Source organism: Collimonas sp. GW821-FHT07E08 (assembly GCF_059418905.1).
This window is the reverse complement of the sequence record NZ_JBWKQR010000014.1, coordinates 41,204-58,308: the sequence shown is the minus strand read 5'-3', so window position 1 is coordinate 58,308 and position 17,105 is coordinate 41,204. Positions and strand designations below refer to the sequence as shown.

Sequence of the window (17,105 nt, the reverse complement as noted above, 5' to 3'; positions counted from 1 at the left end):
AAATTTACCTAAAACACTGTTTTTATATACAGTAATGGTATGCTATGGCCGTATTAAGCATTCAAACACATTGATTTCATGTCCTCGCCCATTCGTCGTATTGCGCACCTGGATATGGACGCTTTCTACGCGTCGGTGGAGCTGCTGCGCTACCCCGAACTGCGCGGCAGGGCGGTAGTGATCGGCGGCGGCTCCAGGCACAAGCCCGAGCCGGGGGAAGACGGGCAGCTGCGTTATCACAGGCTGCGCGATTATGTCGGCCGCGGCGTCGTCACCACCTCCACCTACGAAGCACGCGCCTTGGGCGTGTTTTCCGCAATGGGCATGATGAAAGCCGCCAAGCTGGCGCCGGAGGCGATCCTGCTGCCGACCGATTTCGAGTCTTACCGTCATTACTCGCGGCTGTTCAAGGCCGCCGTGGCCGAGATCGCGCCGCTGATAGAGGATCGCGGCATCGATGAAATCTATATCGACCTGAGCCAGCACCCGGACGACATGCGCGTGCTGGCGCAACGCATCAAGGATGCCGTGCGCCAGGCAACCGGATTGTCGTGTTCAATCGGCATCGCTCCCAACAAGCTGCTGGCCAAGATCAGCTCTGAACTGGAAAAGCCGAACGGCCTGACCGTGATTACCGAAGCCGATATCCCATCGCGCATCTGGCCGCTGGCGGCAAGGAAAGTCAACGGCATCGGCCCCAAGGCGGCTGAAAAGCTGACCGCGCTCGGCATCAATACCATCGGCGAACTGGCGGCAACCGACCCCGCCGTGCTCCAGGATAATTTCGGCCGCACCTACAGCGAATGGCTGATGCGCACTTCCAACGGCCTGGACGACCGCCCGGTCGCCACCAGCTCGGAAACCAAGTCGATCAGCCGCGAAACCACGTTCGAACGGGACCTGCACGCCAAGCTGGACCGCGACACCCTCACGCCGATCTTCACCGACCTGTGCGTGCGGCTGGCCGGCGACCTGCAAAGGAAAGGTTATGTCACTCGCACGGTGGGAATCAAATTGCGCTTCTCGGATTTTCGCATCGTCACCCGCGACTTGACGTTGTCCGCCGCGACCGACGACGCAATCGCGATCCGGCAGGCGGCGGGGGAATGCCTGCGCCGCGTCGCCTTGGACAGGCGCCTCAGGTTGCTAGGCGTGCGGGCCAGCGCGCTTACGCGAAAAGAAGAGGCGGCCAATGAATCGGCCGTCTTGCAAGGCGAACTGTTCGGCAGCGAATAAGGCTGGGGCCTTTGCCTGAGGTCCTTGCTTTACTTGCCCGCAACCACCTCGATGCAATACAGGCCCCAGGGACAGAGGGCGAAGCGCTGGTCCAACGGTTTTTGCGCCTGTTCAGCGATGCGGTCGGCATCGTAGATCGCGAAGGCAGGCCCGAAACCGCCGATTCCCATCGGCTTGCCGTCGATATGCGTCGCCAGGATGTAGCCATATTTCCTGAGCTGGGCGAAACTCAGCTGCGGCATGTAGCCGTCGACCGAATGAAACACGATCTGCGTCTCCGGCGCCTTGCTGGCGCCCAGCATGTCCAGCACATCGGCCAGGCGCGGGCCGCGCATTTGGTGCGGCTTGCTGTCGTATTCGAGGGTCGGGTTGATGGTCACTGCCGGCAGCTTGGCCAGCGCGGCCAGGTCGAAGGTAAATGCGCTGGCGAACTGCACGTTCTGCTTGTGCATCATCTGGTCGATCACCGGATCGACCGGCCCGCGGTTGCTGCGTTCGATGGCGCCGGTTATCGTCAGCACGGCTGGCGCTGTATTCTTTGCGGCAGCAATCGCGTAAGCTGGCGCTGCGGATATTCCCAAGGCGCCGGCAAGCGAAAGGCCGGCGGTCGACAGAAACTGGCGTTTTTTCATTCAAGGCTCCGTGGTCAAGGCATCTTGCCGATGTTACACGAAGTTACCATCCGATAATATCGCCGTTGTCAACCGAATATCCCCCACGGCGTTTATAAGACATCCCGCTGCAGATGCGGATTGTAAAACCCTATCAACGGAAGGAATAAATATGAAAAAGCTATTTGGTATCGCCGCTCTCCTCCTCGCATTGACTCCGTTCGCACAAGCCCAGAACTCCGGCGACCCGCTGGCCGGCCATCCTGATGCACGCAATGACCGCAAGGTTGAAACCTACAAGCAAGAACCCGTGAAACATCACGGCAAGATGGTGAAGAAGCATCACCGCGTTGAGCACAAAAAATAATTTGTGGTAGAAGCACCGGCTCGCGGCATGCTTTGCTAAGCGAGCCGGTACTTATAGGCGCGCGAACCAGATCGCTAAGCGCAAGACATATCGTCTCGCTCCATCATCATCGCTCGAATTTGGGGCCACATATGGAAATAATGGGTCATAAAAGTATCCGGCTGTTTCATGAACCAAGGGGTATTGATGGTCGTTATGTCCAGCATGTCCGGATCGTTCAGCATGCCGGCCCTTAGCAAAGCCTGGATGAAAAAGTACTGGTCGCCTTGACTGGCATATACAGACGATTTGTCCGCCACCGCCCGGATGTCATCCATGAGCCCCGTTAACAATGCCGCATTTTCAGGGGTGTTGCGAAATCCCATGATGCCGGAATTCATATTCCAGCTCACATCCTGCGCAAGCACCCTTTCACGCTGTGACAGCAAGGGCTCAAGTTTGCGACCCTGGTCAGTCACCAGCACATCTGCATCAATCCAGAATACCCACTCGTGGGAAGAAATATACGTATTGAGCAACCAAGGCTTGACCCAGTTTCCGCTTGCGGCAAGCTGTAATTCTGCCGGGACCGAACGATGGATATGCAGAGTGTAGTTGTGACGATCGCAGTAACGCCTCAGGTTTCGTTCAGCAATTTCTCCATAGATAGAAATGTTCGGAGTGTAAAGCATGACCAATGCGATGGACGAGCCCGGATTATAAGTACTGTGCGCCTCAGGAGCCTCGGTATCGGATTGGATAGAGGGAGACAACAGCGGTTTCCCCTCCATCAAATTGGCGTTGACATGTTCGATCAACGTTTCTCGAAAGCGTGGAGAAATGCCTTTACCGGCGGCATTTGTCAGTGGATCGTCAAAGCTTAAAGAAAATGTGGGGATTCTCGCCCAAGCCGGATCGGCGTCGACTTTACTGATCATCGCAGGCAGGCAGTTGCCTATCTGCGAACTGAAATGCACCGAAGGCCATCTTCCCAATACTTGAGCTTCGCTTTCAAAGCCGGCGCCAAATTTGCAGGCATTCGTGATCTGCGAAACCATCTCACGAACCTCGCCGGTATTGCGCCAAATAGTCACGTCGGCTTGCGGAAGCTGCCCATCGGTCACAACCAGCAGATAGCTGCGGCCTTCCATCAATTCAGGCAACGGATGGGGGCGCACTATCGCGCTGTCTTCACTTAACAACGCCACTAGCGCTTCCGGTTCAGCTTCGCGTAGCGTACGAAGCAAAACCTGATATTTCAATATGGCTTGATGCTGCCTGTTAGCCGGAATGCAGGAGGTGTCAATCACCACGTGACGATAGCCATGCTGTTCGCAGTACCAGCGATGGTTGGCAAAGCTCGCCGATGTTGTATTGCTTAATAGACTGATGACGATCATGGAATGGTTTAGTTTAGTTTAACGAACGACAGCAACGATACCGGAACATGAGATCACCCTACTCGACCGTCTCTAGCTTGCGCAAGCACGCCATGATCGCTGCCCGCTCAAGCGGATCGAGCTTGACCAGCTTTGCTTGCCAGCGAACCTTTTGCGTTTGATGGCGAGCAACCTTCGGCTCGGCGCCTCATGCGTCTGCAGACGGTTTGCGCTACAGGCGCTGACGGACTGCCGCAACATAACGCTGCATTGCGCCAGCCAAAATCTCTTTCTGTGGCGTCAAGCCAAGCAGCGCGAGAGGGCCGGCCTTCTCGAGCATGCGCCGCCGCGGAGCATCGGCCAGCAGCGCATGCACTCGCTCGACGAGTTCGTTGTACGAGCAGCCGTCGACGGCGTCGCGCAGCACCGGCGGTATCTCAGAATGCGGATAAAGCTCTGACACGACAGCTTTGCGGTTGCGCAACAGGATGGACAGGCGCGGCAATTCAGCAATGCTTGTGTGATCGGCCTTGCGCATGTTTAAGGCGAGCTTTGCACGCGGCAGCAAGGCATCGCGCTGCGCAGGCGTCCAGGCCTTTCCTATCGGATAGACTACCCGAAGCCCGTGCGACTCTAGCTCGCTCAAAATGGAAAGCCGGCGGGGCATGGTTTCACCGAAGAAGATGACATCGATGTCCTGCCGGTCGTCGCTCAGCACTTGGTCTTCGGATGCGATGGGTGTCGCCATCGGCTCAAAAGTCAGGGGTACGTAGTCAGACCTGAGTATCCCAAGAGCTTGGTGATGCTTCAGATTATCAAGGCTGTACTCCCAGACCCATGCACGCTGGAGCAAGTGGCGATAGCCGGGCATTTCTGCCAACAGTTCAGGCAGGCCAGGCTCAAAATTGACCACGATGGCGTTGAGCGGCAGCTCCGCATCGGGAGGCAAGCCAAGACCCATCGCGAAAAAGAAAAGGTTGATGTCGGCGTTGTCTACGCTGGGTGCGGCTTCGATGCTGGTTGAGTATCCCAGCTGCTCGCACGCAATGCGAAAGCTCTCCATAACCTCCGTCACGTTCTCGTTGCCCAGCGTACAGAAGCGCAGATGCGGCCGGAACGGAAAGTCTTCCGGCCAGCCTGCCGGGCCTGTCGTGCTCACAGGCGCGCCTTCACCGAGGCAATGTCACCAGGAATAACCGCTGCTGAGTTGAATCGCAACCTTTCCTCCAATCGACAGGATTGCTGGACACCTAAACCTAGCGACGATTTCCACGCGTTTGCATTTAATCCCATGACTTATCCCTCAATATTTTTTATGGCGAAACATATCAGCTTTCCAATATAGCATCGATGAATTATTTTCTATTTAATGATTCTTCAAATATTGCATTCAAGAATGAGTCAAATTGTGGCTGCCTTAGCCGCCATCCGCCAAAACATAGTTAAATGCCCCTGCGATCCGTCTGACTGCGCAGTCGAGGCAATCCGGTTGCTGTCCTCGCCAGGCATCGTACGTGTAACGCATCGCGGCGTATCGGGTCATTGCGTTGCAACCGGCCGCACCAGGTAACCCAGCCCCGCAGCCGCCAATAACAGCACCGTCGCCGTCCACATGGCGATCCTGACGCCGCCGACCATGCCCCCGCCAAAACCGTCGCTGACCAAAGCCCCGAATACCGCCACCCCAACCGCGCCGCCGACCTGCCTGGCAGTATTGAGCACCGCCGACGCCGTCCCCGCCCGGTTCTTTTCCACGCTCGACAATATCGAGGTCGTCATGGCCGGCACCGCCAGCCCCATGCCGGCCGGGATCAGTATGAAACCCGGCAGCATCTGCAGGAAACTGGCGTGGCTGGCGATGCCGATAGTGCCGAGCAAACCATAGCCCAAGGCGCCCACCAGGCCGCCGAGCACCATCGGCAGCCGTATGCCGGCGCGGCCGATCAGCCAGCCGCTGGCCAGGTTGGAGAATATGAAGGTCCCGGTCAAAGGCAAGAACGCCAGTCCCGCCTGCAGCGAGTTGTAGCCCTGCACTTTCTGCAGGTAAAAGCTGATCACGAAGATCACGCCGTAGTATGAGAAGTTCACCAGCACGCCGAACAGGACGGCCGCAGTAAAACTGGCCTGGCGAAAGAAGTTCAGCGGCAGCATCGGATGCGGCACTTTCTTTTCCACCATGATGAAAGCAGCGCCCGCGACCAGGGCCACGCAGAATCCGGACAATACCAGCGGATGCTCCAGCCCCAGCGGATGCAGTTCGATCACCGCGCCAACCAGCCCGGTCAGCGCGACAATCGCCAGCACCTGTCCCAGGAAATCGAAGGAATGCACATGCAGCTTGCTTGCCATGGCCGGCACCACGCGCAAGGTCAGCAAAAACCCCAGGATGCAGATCGGGATATTTACCCAGAAGATGCTGCGCCATCCCGCGGTCGCCAGCAGCAGGCCGCCCAGCACCGGGCCGGCGGCAATCGAGACGCCGCCCGCTGCAGTCCAGAGCCCGATCGCCTTGGCGAGCAGTTTTTTATCGTGGGCGCAGGCACGGTTCAGGATCGCCAGCGAACTGGGCACCAGCAGCGCCGCGCCTATGCCCTGGACGGCGCGCGCGACGTTCAGGAAAGCGGCATTCGGCGCCAGCCCGCAGGCGGTCGAAGCCAGGGCGAACAACAGGAATCCAGCCAGGAACAAACGCTTGGAGCCGAATTTATCGCCCAGGGCGCCGGCCGACAGCAGGAACACGGCAAAACCGAGGGTGTAGGCATCCACCACCCATTGCAAAGCCGAAACGCGCGCCCCCAGGTCAGCGCCGATCTGCGGCAGCGCCACGTTGACGATGGTGATATCGAGCTGGACGATGATAAAAGCGAAACTGCTGGCAGCAATGGTCCAGCCCGCAGCAGGCATGCCCGCTTTCGCAACAGGTGTGGCCGGCGCTTGCGCCAGTTGGTGAGATGTCATTGCAGCAGCTCCGTTGCCTGAGTGATCAAGGCTCAATTCTGGGCTTGTTGCGCCCGCTTGTCACACAACAACAGTACGGTTACCATCAAACTATGAACGATGAACCCGACCTCAGCCGGCTGGCCCGCACCATCGGCGACCCGACCCGCATCCAGATGCTGGCGCTGCTGATGGAAGGACGCGCCCTGACCGCCAAGGAACTGGCGTACGGCACGGAAATCAAGCCTGCCACCGCGACCGCGCACTTGCGCCAGCTGCTGGAAGACAAACTGCTCGACATGACCACGCAAGGCCGCCACAAATATTTTCGGCTGGCCTCGCCGGAAGTGGCGCGCCTGATCGAATCCCTGATGGTGTTCGCCCCGAAGCGCAAACGCATCGGTCCCGCGAACGGCAACGACGCCATCTGCACCGCGCGCTTCTGCTACGACCACCTGGCAGGGAAACTGGGAACCAGGCTGACCGAGGTCCTGCTTGAACGCGGCTTGCTGCATGCCGGCGACGGCACTTTTTCGTTATCGGAACAAGGCGAAACCTGGTTCGAAGACTTCGGCATCGATACCCGTCAATTGCAGAAGAGCCGGCGCCAGTTCGCCTACCCCTGCCTCGACTGGAGCGAACGGCGCGACCACCTGGCCGGCGCCCTCGGCGCGACATTGGCGAAGCGCATGGTGGAACTGGGCTGGCTGACCAGGAGCAAGCATTCGCGCGTGGTCGGCATCACGCCGGAAGGCCGCGCCGCGCTGGCGGAACAGTTCGGAATCGCGCTGCACCACGAGTAGCCGGCCGGCACGGCTGGAAACAAGTTCGCAAAATAAAATGGACCGGGTAATCAGCCCGGTCCATTTTTTTTGACGGCTGCACGGCAGCCGGCGAGCGCCTATTGCTGGCGCGCCGTCAGCACGCGCCGCGAGAAGACCCAGGCTACTACCGCAAACACGATCAACCCCAGCCATTGCGCGGTGTTTTCAAAGGAAGCGCCAACCAGCGCCAGCGGCGAATCGTTGCCGGTAAAACCGATGATGGCCGCCAGCAGCACGCCCACCAGGCTTTCGCCGACGATCAGGCCGGACGCCAGCAGCACGCCGCGCCGGTTTGGCGCTTCGGCAAACTGTTCATACGGCAGGCCCGCCTTCTGCGCGCGCTTTTTCAGGATGCGTTCTATCACCCAGGCCAGCAAGGTGCCCAGCACCAGCGTCGAAGCGACCGTCGGCGGCAGGTAGATGCCGATGCCTACCGCCAGCACCGGCAAACGCGCCACGCCGCCGCGGCGGCGCAGCACTTCGTCGATCGTCACCAGCACGACGCCCAGTCCGAGGCCGATCAGTATCATGTCCCAGTTCAGCTGATGGGTGAAAATCCCGGTCGCGATGGCCGTCATCAAGGTTGCCTGCGGCGCCGACAAGGCGTGCGTCACATCCATCTCGGCGCGCGGCATGGCGCCGGCAAAACCGTAGGCGTTATACAGCAGCTCCAGCACCGGCGGAATCACCACGGCGCCTACCACGCAGCCGATCAGCAAGGCCACCTGCTGGCGCCAAGGCGTGGCGCCGACCAGCCAGCCGGTTTTCAAATCCTGCAGGTTATCGTTGGAGATGGTGGCCACCGCGATCACCGCCGAGGTGGTGAAGATCGCCAGCGCGATGCCAAGCTTGTTGCCGCTCTCGGTCGCCAGCAGGCCGTCGCCGCTGCCGACCAGCAGGATCAGCAGCGACACCAGCACCACGGCGACGATGCCGACGCCGGAAATCGGGCTGGCGGAAGAACCGATCAGCCCTGCCATGTAACCGCAGGCAGCGGCGATCAGGAAACCGAAGATCACGGCAAACAGCACGCTATAGGCGACCAGCCCCCACACCATGCCGGCCGACAAAGGCGCGGCGCTCAGGAAGCTGGCGAAAGTCGCTACCAGGATGGCCACCAGCGCCAGCGTGATGCCGATGATCCAGCTCGGCGCCAGGTCCTGTTCGGTGCGCGGGATGTTGATGCGTCCCTTGCCGCCGCGCAGAGCCTGGAACGAGGTCTTGACGCCTTCCAGCATCGGCTTGAACAAGGTGATCAGGGTCCATACCGCGGCTACGCCGATGGTGCCGGCGCCGATGAAGCGCACATCCTTGCTCCACAGGCCGGTCGCATATTTGGCCAGCGTCACGCCGTCGGGGATGCTGTGCATCGAGGTCAGCACCGGCACGGCCACGCCCCAGGCGATCAGCAAGCCGATCAGCATGGCGATGCCGGCCACGATGCCGATCAGGTAGCCCGCGCCCAGCAAGGCCAGCGAAAAGCCGGCGGACAGGCGCACCACTGCCGGACCTGCCGCGAACCACAGGTTGATGCCTTCGCCCAGCACCCGGAAGCCGGATGAGAACAAGGTCACGGCAGCGGCGGTGAAACCGCCGGCCATGATGTCGACGATGCCGGTTTCAGCCTTTGTCCCGGCCTTGCCGGCGGCGCCGTCGATTTCGACTTCGGCGCTGCCGACGCGCAGGATTTCAGCCGCCGCCACGCCTTCCGGGTAAGGCAGGTCGCTTTGCACCACCATCGCGTGCCGCAGCGGGATCGTGAACATCACGCCCAGCATGCCGCCGGCGGCGCAGATCGCCAGGGTCTGCCAGTACGGGAAACCCTGCCAGTAACCGATCATCACCAGGCCAGGCAGGATGAAGATGATGGAAGACAGCGTGCCCGCGGCCGAAGCCTGGGTCTGGACCATATTGTTTTCAAGGATATTGGCGCTCTTGAACATGCGCAGCACGGCCATGGAAATCACGGCGGCCGGGATGGCGGAAGAAAAAGTCAGGCCGACTTTCAAGCCCAGGTACACGTTGGAAGCCGTGAACACGACCGTAATCAGGGCGCCAAGGATGATGCCTCGCAGCGTCAGCTCGGGCAGCGAGACATTGTCGGGAATGCGGCCAGCTCTATTCAACAAATCGGACATCGGAACTCCATCACCAAAATTGCAATCTGCCAATTATCCCCGAAACAGTTGCGCTCAATCAAAGAATTTCAGTTAGGTCTACAATGCCCAGGCGCGGTTTATCACGTCAATTGATAGCAAGGATTCAAGGCATTGCCAATTCGACTATACTGCTCCCGATTTATCCATCAATAGGTTATCAACCCCAAGCTGGAAAGGTAGAACCCACCATGACAAGCCTGAACATCAACGGCAAGCAGCACGAGATCGACTTACCGGAAGACACCCCGCTGCTGTGGACCCTGCGTGACCATATCGGCATGACCGGCACCAAATTCGGCTGCGGCATGGCCCTGTGCGGCGCCTGCACGGTGCACCTGGACGGCGCCCCGATCCGCTCTTGCATCACGCCGATCAGCGCCGCCGCCGGCAAAAAAGTCACCACCATCGAAGCCATCGCCGACGACAAGGTCGGCCATGCCGTGCAGGAAGCATGGATCGCGCTGGGCGTGCCGCAATGCGGTTACTGCCAGGCCGGCCAGATCATGTCGGCCACCGCCCTGCTGAAAACCACGCCGAAGCCGACCGACAAGGAAATCGACGACGCCATGAGCGGCAATATCTGCCGCTGCGGCACCTACACTCGCATCCGCGCGGCGATCAAGCAGGTCGCTGACAAAGGGGTCGCAAAATGAGCGCCGCTTTCGATTTCGCTAAAGATAGCGCTAACACCGAAGTCGCTTCCGTAAGCCGCCGCACCTGGCTCAAGGGAGTCGGCGCCTTCACCGGGCTGGCGCTGACGGTAGGCGTGAACGGGCTGGTGATGGCGGCCGATGCCGCTGCGCCGGCAAAAAAATACGGCGGCGCCAACATGCCTGGCGGCACCGTCAACGATCCCCTGGTTTTTGTATCGATAGGCGCCGACGGCGTCGTCACCATCATTGCCCACCGCTCCGAAATGGGCCAGGGCATCCGCACCAGCCTGCCGCTGGTGGTGGCCGACGAACTCGACGCCGACTGGGGCCGGGTGCGCGTGGTGCAAGCCAACGCCGACGAAAGCCGCTACGGCAACCAGAACACCGACGGCTCGCGCAGCATGCGCCATTTCTTCACGCCGATGCGCCAGGTCGGCGCCACTGCGCGCCTGATGCTGGTCTCCGCCGCCGCCGCGCGCTGGAACGTGCCGGCAACCGAAATCACCACCAAGAACCACGAAGTGCTGCACACCAAGAGCAACCGCAAGCTCGGTTACGGCGAACTGGCGGTCGACGCCGCCAAGCTGAAGGTGCCGACGCAGGCGCCGCTGAAAGATCCGTCGCAATTCCGTTACATCGGCAAGGATGCTTTCGGCAGCGTCGATTTCCGCAACATCGTCACCGGCAACACCCAGTACGGCATCGATACCCGCCTGGAAGGCATGCTGTATGCGGTGGTCGCGCGGCCGCCGGTGTACGGCGGCAAAGTGGCCAGCTTCGATCCGGCCGAAGCCTTGAAAATCCCGGGCGTGGTGAAAGTCATCGAACTCAAGGGCAGCCCGCCGCCGGCCAAGTTCAATCCGCTCGGCGGCATCGCCGTGATTGCACGCAACACCTGGGCCGCGATCAAGGGCCGCGAAGCGTTGAAAATCACCTGGGACAACGGTCCGCACGCAGCTTATGACTCGACTGCGTTCAAGGCCACCCTGCAAGAAGCCGCGCGCAAGCCGGCCAAGGTGGTGCGCAACAATGGCGACGCCATGGCGGTCCTGGGCCAGGCCGGCAAGCGCATCGAAGCCGAATACTATATCCCGCACCTGGCCCACGCCACCATGGAACCGCCGGCCGCCACCGCCCGCACCGCCAACGGCAAATGCGAAGTCTGGGCTTGCGTGCAGGATCCGCAAGCCACGCGCGACACCGTGGCCGGCCGCCTCGGCTGGAAGACCGACGACGTCAAAGTCAACGTCACTTTGCTGGGCGGCGGTTTCGGCCGCAAATCCAAGCCTGACTTCGCGGCAGAAGCAGCGTTGCTGTCGCAGGCCATGGACGGCGCGCCGGTGAAAGTGACCTGGACCCGCGAAGACGATTTGCGCCACGATTACTTCCATACCGTCTCGCTGGAACACCTGGAAAGCACGCTGGACGCCAAAGGCAAGCCGCAAGCCTGGCTGCACCGCACCGCGGCGCCGACCATCGCCTCGACCTTTGTCGCCGGCGCCAAGGGCGAACAGCCGGGTGAACTGGGCATGGGCGCGATCAATATCCCGTTCGTGATTCCCAACATCCGCATTGAAGCGCCGGAAGTCGAAGCGCATACGCGGATCGGCTGGTTCCGTTCGGTCTACAACATCCCGCACGCATTTGCGGTGCAGTCGTTCGTGGCGGAACTGGCTGCCGCGGCCAAGCGCGACCATCGGGAATTCCTGCTGGAGCTGATCGGCCCGGCGCGCCAGGTCAATCCGCAAGAGATGTCCGACACCACCAACTACGGTGAATCGCCGGTCTTGTATCCGCTCGATACCGGCCGCATGCGGGCGGTGGTGGAACTGGCGACCAAGGAAGCAGGCTGGGGCCGCAAGGTGCCCAAGGGCCATGGCCTGGGCCTGGCCGTTGCGTACAGCTTCATGTCTTATGTGGCGGCGGTGATCGAGGTGGTGGTCGCCGACGACGGCACGATCAGCATTCCGCGCGTCGACATGGCGATCGATTGCGGCCCGCAGATCACGCCGGACCGGATCCGCTCGCAAGTCGAGGGCGCCTGCATCATGGGCCTGAGCCTGGCGCTGACCGGGGAAATCACCTTCAAGAACGGCAGCGCGGAGCAAGGCAACTTCCATGAGTACGAAGTGCTGCGCGCCTTCAGCGCTCCGCGCGACCTGCGGGTCCACATGGTGCCGCACAAGTACGATATGCCGCTGGGCGGCGTCGGCGAACCAGGTACACCGCCCATCGCCCCGGCCTTGTGCAACGCCATTTTCGCGGCCACCGGCAAACGCATCCGCAACCTGCCGATCCGCGACCAGGCGAAAAAGAGCTGACCGCGCAGTAACCCGCGACGGTAACTCTCTATAGCGGCCATGCGACTTGTCGTGCATGGCCGTTATTTTTGTCAGCGGTAGATCTTGACGAGACCTTCATGCAGCGCAGGAAACAGGCTGCGGTTGAAATTGTTCCAGCGCAGCTCCAGGATCGTGTCTTCCTTGTCGATTTCGGTTTTCAGCACGTCGTGGATCACTTCACCCGAATCGATGCCGTTATCCACGTAATGGAAAGAGGCGCCGGTCATGTACAGCGGCTTCACCTGCACCGTTTCCATGGTTTGCCAGTCGACCACCTTCCTGCCGCGCGCACCATGCAATGCATCCAGCGTTGCATAGGCGCCGCGCCGCTCGTACGGCGAATCCGCGCGCGTAACGCCGGGATGGATATTGACGATCTTGCGCTCGAAGCGGCTGCCCGGCCGCACCAGTTCGTCCAGGATAATCAGCAAACCGTCCAATACGACGATATCGGCCTGCAGCTCGACCAGCGTGTCGAGCAGCTTCTTTTCGAACGCGCTTTTGCCTGCCGGCCGCTCCGGCGCATTCATCCCAAGCCGCCGGTACGCCGACGGAATCGCCAGCAGCAAATCGTTCAGAGGCCGCCCCTGCACGCTCAGCCCTGGCGGGTAAAACCAGCGCTTGCCCGGTTCGTAAGAGAACCCGTACTCTTTCAGTTTCTCGCGATCGACGGCCGAATCCGCATCGTCGTCGTAGATGACTTTTTCGAGAGAATACATATTCCCCAGCTCAGTCTGGTTGAGCGCCTCGACCAGGTATTCAAGCACCGACTTCATGTAGCGCGCACCATCCTTGTACGCGACGTCCTGCCCGGCCTTGTCGGCGGCGGCATTTCTCAGGGACCAGATATAAACGAGTTTTTTCTTTGGCATAAATGTCTTATCCATTCGGACAAATTGATGATCGGCGCCATGCCCCGCACCTCACGGCCCGGGGGTCGGCCCTATTCCACGCGTTGCTTAAAGCTGCGCCTTACCAGTTGTACCTGGCGCTGGCGACCAGCGTGCGCTGGTTACCGTAGAAGCAAGTGTTCGCCGATTGGCAGCCGCTGACATAGGTGCGATTGAACAGGTTGGTCGCATTCAGCGCCAGGCGCCAGTTGGGCAAGTCGTAGTGGATGCCGGCGTCAAACACCGTGTAGCTCGGCACATACAGCGAATTATCGGAAGCTCCGGCACTGCCGCTCTGGTAGCGGATGCCGGCACCCGCGCCGAAGCCGGCCAGCGCGCCCGTACGCCAGGTCCAGTCACCCCACAGCGACGCCATCTGGCGCGGCCGCGGGATATCCACCGGCCACTTGCCCAGCGACGAATCGTTGGCCTTGGTGACTTTTACATCCTGGTAGACATAAGCGGAAATGATAGAAAACTCACGCGACAGATTGCCAACCGCGCTGAACTCGACGCCACGCGACCGCACTTCGCCGCTCTGCACCGACAAGCTTCCGGTCGGATCGGCAGGATCCGGCGTCTGCACGTTGGTCTGGTAGATCTGGTACAGCGCGCCGTTGAGCATCAGGTTCTTGCCGGCCGGCTGCCAGCGCAAGCCTGCCTCGATCTGCCGGCTCTTGCTCGGGGCGGCCAGGCCGCCGTTGGCCAGCTTGACGCCGATGATCGGATTGAACGAGGTCGAATAGCTGACGTACGGCGACAAACCGTAATCGCCCAGGTAAACCAGCCCGACCCGGCCGGAGAATGCATGGTCGTCCTGCTGGAAGCTGGTGCCGCCGGCGATATCGTTCTGCCTGGTGTTGCTCCAGTCCTGCCGTCCGCCGAACGTCAGCGCCCAGCGCCGCCATTTGACCTGGTCCTGCGCATACAGGCCGAACATGTTCAGCGTGGTCTTGGTATAAGTGCGCGGGAAAGAATCGGGGCCGGTCAGCATATCGTTGGTGATCGGAACGTATACCGGGTTGTACATGTTCAGGCTGGTCCCGGTCGTCATCCATTCGCTGTCGGTCGTGCTCTGGCGGTTATATTCTGCACCGACCAATACCGTATGTTCAAACGGGCCGCTGTTGAATTTGGCTTGCGCCTGGTTGTCGATGTCGAAACGGCTGTAGTTGAGCTGGTACAGGCCGGCATAGCGCAACAGCGTTTGCTGGGATGGATCGGCCGGATCCAGGCCGCCGCCGAATACCTGGCCCTGGTCGAGCGACAGGTGCATCAGGCGCGTATTCTGGCGGAAGGTCCAGACCGGATCGAACTTGTGCTCGAACTGATAGCCGGCCGACCACTGTTTCTTGCGGTAGTGCGAGAAAGTCGGATCGCCGGTGTACAGGTTTTCGGAAATCTTGCCGTTCGGATTGGGCAGGATGGTGCCTTGCGCCGGCAGGAAGTTGTTGGAGGCGTCGCCCCAGTCCTGCAGATAGGTCAAGGACGCGGTAAGCGAGGTGCTGGCGTCCGGCTGCCACCTGATCGACGGTGCGAAAGCGACCCGCTGCTCGGCATGCGGGCCGGTCAGCGAATTGCCGTCGCGGCCGGTGCCGACGAAACGGTACGACAGCGTGCCGTCCTTGTCTATCTTGTCGCCGATATCGACAGAAACCTGTTTCCTGGCGTAGTCGCCCAGCTGCACCTGCAGTTCGCGGATCCGCTCGCCATTGGCCAGCTTGCTCTGGACATCGACGATAGCGCCGGGATCGCCCTGGCCGTACAGCACCGAAGTCGGGCCGCGCAGCACGCTGATGCTGTCGATCATGTAAGGATCGACGCGCCAGCTCGCCAGGTTCAGCGTACTTGGCACTTGCAGGCCGTTGACGAACACGCTGGGCGTAAAGCCGCGCAATACCGAATACCAGTCGGAACGCACTTCCGACCCGTACGACGAAAAGCCCGGAATATAGCGCAGCGCATCGTTGATGCTGGCCGCGCCGGTCTGCTCGATCTGCGCCGCGGTGACGACGTTGATCGTCTGCGGAATCTCGTTGAGCGGCGTATCCGTTTTTGTACCGCTGGCGCTGCGCCGCGCCACCAGCCCTACGGTGCCGTCATCGTCCGCACCGGCGCTGACGTTGATGACCGGCAGCGTGCTGTCTGCCGCCTTGCCGTTTTTTTGTGCGTCGCTTGCCGGCTGCGCCGCCTGCTGCGCGTGTGCATGACCAGCTGCGGTTGCCTCGAACAGCACACTCACGGCAACGACGATTGCACGCCGACGCGTACCTGTTATCCATTCCATCTTCTACTACTCCCGATTGCAATGCGGTTTGTATTGAAAACCCGCTTTCTTCATCAAAGGGCGGAAGCTATGCGGCCGCCGCCCACTCCGTTTTTCTGTTGATCCACTACCGGACTGAACGTCCGCTCCTGCTTTTCCCCCTGCACCAGCGAGGCGGTGATTTCATCCGAGCGCAGCGCCAGCACCGACAGCAGCGTGTCGGACAAGCCATGGCTGTCTTCGCAGCAGCCTTGCAGGTAGATGCGCGGCTTGAAGTGCGCCGGCGTGGCGAGCTGGTAGTCGCGCCTGACGTTGCCCTGCGCCAGGGCGTCGCCCAGATACGGCGCCAGCCCGTCCAGCAATCCAAGGTGGTTGGCGCGGCCATAGCCGGTTGCCAGCACCAGCGCATCGAACCGCTCGGCGCAGGCATGGCCGCTCAGGCGGTCGCGCAAGGTCAGCTCGACCTGGCCGTTGCTGCTGCGCACCGCTGCTTCGATCGCCGTATTCGCCAGCAAGCGATGACGGGGCTCGGCGGCGACATTCTGCAGGTACAGCATTTCGTAGATCTGCTCGATGAGAGAACGGTCGACCACCGCATAGTTGGTGTCGCGGAAACGATCGATCAGCGAGCGCCGCACATCCTTGGCCTGCGCATAGACAATGTCGGTGTATGCCGGGCTGAAAATTTCGTTGACGAACGGACTGTCGTCGGCCGGCTTCAGCGCGCTGGAACGTATCACCATGCTGACGTCGACGCCGGGGTAACGGCGCGTCAGGTCGACAAACACTTCAGCCGCGCTCTGCCCTGCGCCGACCACCGCGATCCGCTTACGAGGGCAGTTCTGCGGTCCGCTTTGCGGGACGCCGACCACACGGTCGATGGAGGTCAGGTAATTCGAGGTATGAATCACGTTGTGCGGGCCGAGCGCGGTAAACATTTCCGGAATCCGCGCCGAGCCGCCGATCCCGACCGACAGTGCATGCGTCACGCGCTGCCATTCGCGGTCGGCTTCGTCGCGCGAGAAAACCCGCAATGCATCGACCTGGCCGCTGTTGCCTGCCGCGGCCACCGGCTCGATCCCGACCACGGTTTCGCCGTAATGCACGCGCTCGTCGAAAGCCTGGGCAACCCAGTTCAGGTAATCATGGAATTCGACCCGGGTCGGATAAAAACTCTTCAGGTTGACGAAATCCGGCAGGCGGCCGCGCTCGAACAGGTAGTTGATGAACGTGAAGCGGCTTTTCGGATCGCGCAAGGTGACCAGGTCCTTGAGGAAGGAAATCTGCATCCGGCAATCGTCCAGCAGCATGCCGCGGTGCCAGCCGAATTCGGGCTGCCGCTCGACAAAACAATGGTTCAGGTGCGATGCTCCCGCCTCTTCGGCAAGGCGCACGGCAAGCGCAAGGTTGGACGGCCCGAAGCCGACGCCAATCAGGTCAAAAACGCTATCTCGTTGCATGT

General features: G+C 60.8%; 13 protein-coding genes. 5 read left to right on the top strand and 8 right to left on the bottom strand.

Annotated elements, in window-relative coordinates; all coding sequences use genetic code 11:
• Positions 1 to 78: 78 nt before the first annotated feature.
• Complete coding sequence (gene dinB, locus AC07RZ_RS18360) at positions 79 to 1,236, top strand: DNA polymerase IV (RefSeq protein WP_494669020.1); 1,158 nt, start codon at positions 79 to 81, stop codon at positions 1,234 to 1,236.
• A gap of 29 nt (positions 1,237 to 1,265) precedes the next feature.
• Here dinB and AC07RZ_RS18355 read toward each other — a convergent pair whose 3' ends face one another.
• Positions 1,266 to 1,868, bottom strand: a complete 603-nt coding sequence (locus tag AC07RZ_RS18355; RefSeq protein ID WP_494669019.1) for a putative pterin-binding protein — start codon at positions 1,866 to 1,868, stop codon at positions 1,266 to 1,268.
• A 151-nt stretch (positions 1,869 to 2,019) separates the two neighbouring features.
• Here AC07RZ_RS18355 and AC07RZ_RS18350 point away from each other — a divergent pair, with 151 nt between their 5' ends.
• Positions 2,020 to 2,214 (top strand): hypothetical protein, encoded by a 195-nt coding sequence (locus AC07RZ_RS18350; RefSeq protein WP_120235722.1) that lies wholly within the window; start codon positions 2,020 to 2,022, stop codon positions 2,212 to 2,214.
• Between the two features lie 74 nt (positions 2,215 to 2,288).
• Here AC07RZ_RS18350 and AC07RZ_RS18345 read toward each other — a convergent pair whose 3' ends face one another.
• From AC07RZ_RS18345 to AC07RZ_RS18335, 3 genes are all read right to left on the bottom strand, one after another.
• Positions 2,289 to 3,593: a glycosyltransferase family protein gene (locus tag AC07RZ_RS18345; RefSeq protein WP_494669018.1), complete on the bottom strand. Its 1,305-nt coding sequence runs from the start codon at positions 3,591 to 3,593 to the stop codon at positions 2,289 to 2,291.
• Positions 3,594 to 3,804: 211 nt separating this feature from the next.
• Entirely contained in the window at positions 3,805 to 4,731 is a 927-nt protein-coding gene (locus AC07RZ_RS18340) for a CgeB family protein (protein ID WP_494669017.1), read from the bottom strand.
• 380 nt (positions 4,732 to 5,111) lie between these two features.
• The gene (locus AC07RZ_RS18335; protein ID WP_494669016.1) at positions 5,112 to 6,530 is read right to left on the bottom strand and encodes an MFS transporter; all 1,419 of its coding nucleotides are present in this window, start codon (positions 6,528 to 6,530) and stop codon (positions 5,112 to 5,114) included.
• Positions 6,531 to 6,622: 92 nt separating this feature from the next.
• Here AC07RZ_RS18335 and AC07RZ_RS18330 point away from each other — a divergent pair, with 92 nt between their 5' ends.
• Positions 6,623 to 7,312, top strand: a complete 690-nt coding sequence (locus AC07RZ_RS18330; protein WP_494669015.1) for an ArsR/SmtB family transcription factor — start codon at positions 6,623 to 6,625, stop codon at positions 7,310 to 7,312.
• Positions 7,313 to 7,410: 98 nt separating this feature from the next.
• On the opposite strand, the gene AC07RZ_RS18325 is transcribed toward AC07RZ_RS18330, so the two are convergent.
• Complete coding sequence (locus tag AC07RZ_RS18325; RefSeq protein ID WP_494669014.1) at positions 7,411 to 9,471, bottom strand: OPT family oligopeptide transporter; 2,061 nt, start codon at positions 9,469 to 9,471, stop codon at positions 7,411 to 7,413.
• A 209-nt stretch (positions 9,472 to 9,680) separates the two neighbouring features.
• Between AC07RZ_RS18325 and AC07RZ_RS18320 the strand changes: the two genes are divergently transcribed.
• Complete coding sequence (locus AC07RZ_RS18320; protein WP_494669013.1) at positions 9,681 to 10,145, top strand: (2Fe-2S)-binding protein; 465 nt, start codon at positions 9,681 to 9,683, stop codon at positions 10,143 to 10,145.
• Entirely contained in the window at positions 10,142 to 12,466 is a 2,325-nt protein-coding gene (locus AC07RZ_RS18315; RefSeq protein ID WP_494669012.1) for a xanthine dehydrogenase family protein molybdopterin-binding subunit, read from the top strand. The genes AC07RZ_RS18320 and AC07RZ_RS18315 overlap by 4 nt, the downstream gene beginning before the upstream one ends.
• A gap of 71 nt (positions 12,467 to 12,537) precedes the next feature.
• Here AC07RZ_RS18315 and AC07RZ_RS18310 read toward each other — a convergent pair whose 3' ends face one another.
• The 3 genes from AC07RZ_RS18310 to AC07RZ_RS18300 form a co-directional block, all read right to left on the bottom strand.
• Positions 12,538 to 13,359, bottom strand: coding sequence for a formyltransferase family protein (locus AC07RZ_RS18310; protein WP_494669011.1), 822 nt, complete (start codon positions 13,357 to 13,359; stop codon positions 12,538 to 12,540).
• 100 nt (positions 13,360 to 13,459) lie between these two features.
• Positions 13,460 to 15,664 (bottom strand): TonB-dependent siderophore receptor, encoded by a 2,205-nt coding sequence (locus tag AC07RZ_RS18305; RefSeq protein ID WP_494669010.1) that lies wholly within the window; start codon positions 15,662 to 15,664, stop codon positions 13,460 to 13,462.
• A 53-nt stretch (positions 15,665 to 15,717) separates the two neighbouring features.
• Positions 15,718 to 17,103 carry a lysine N(6)-hydroxylase/L-ornithine N(5)-oxygenase family protein gene (locus AC07RZ_RS18300; protein WP_494669009.1) on the bottom strand — a complete coding sequence of 462 codons (1,386 nt, stop codon included), beginning with the start codon at positions 17,101 to 17,103 and terminating at the stop codon, positions 15,718 to 15,720.
• Positions 17,104 to 17,105 lie beyond the last annotated feature (2 nt).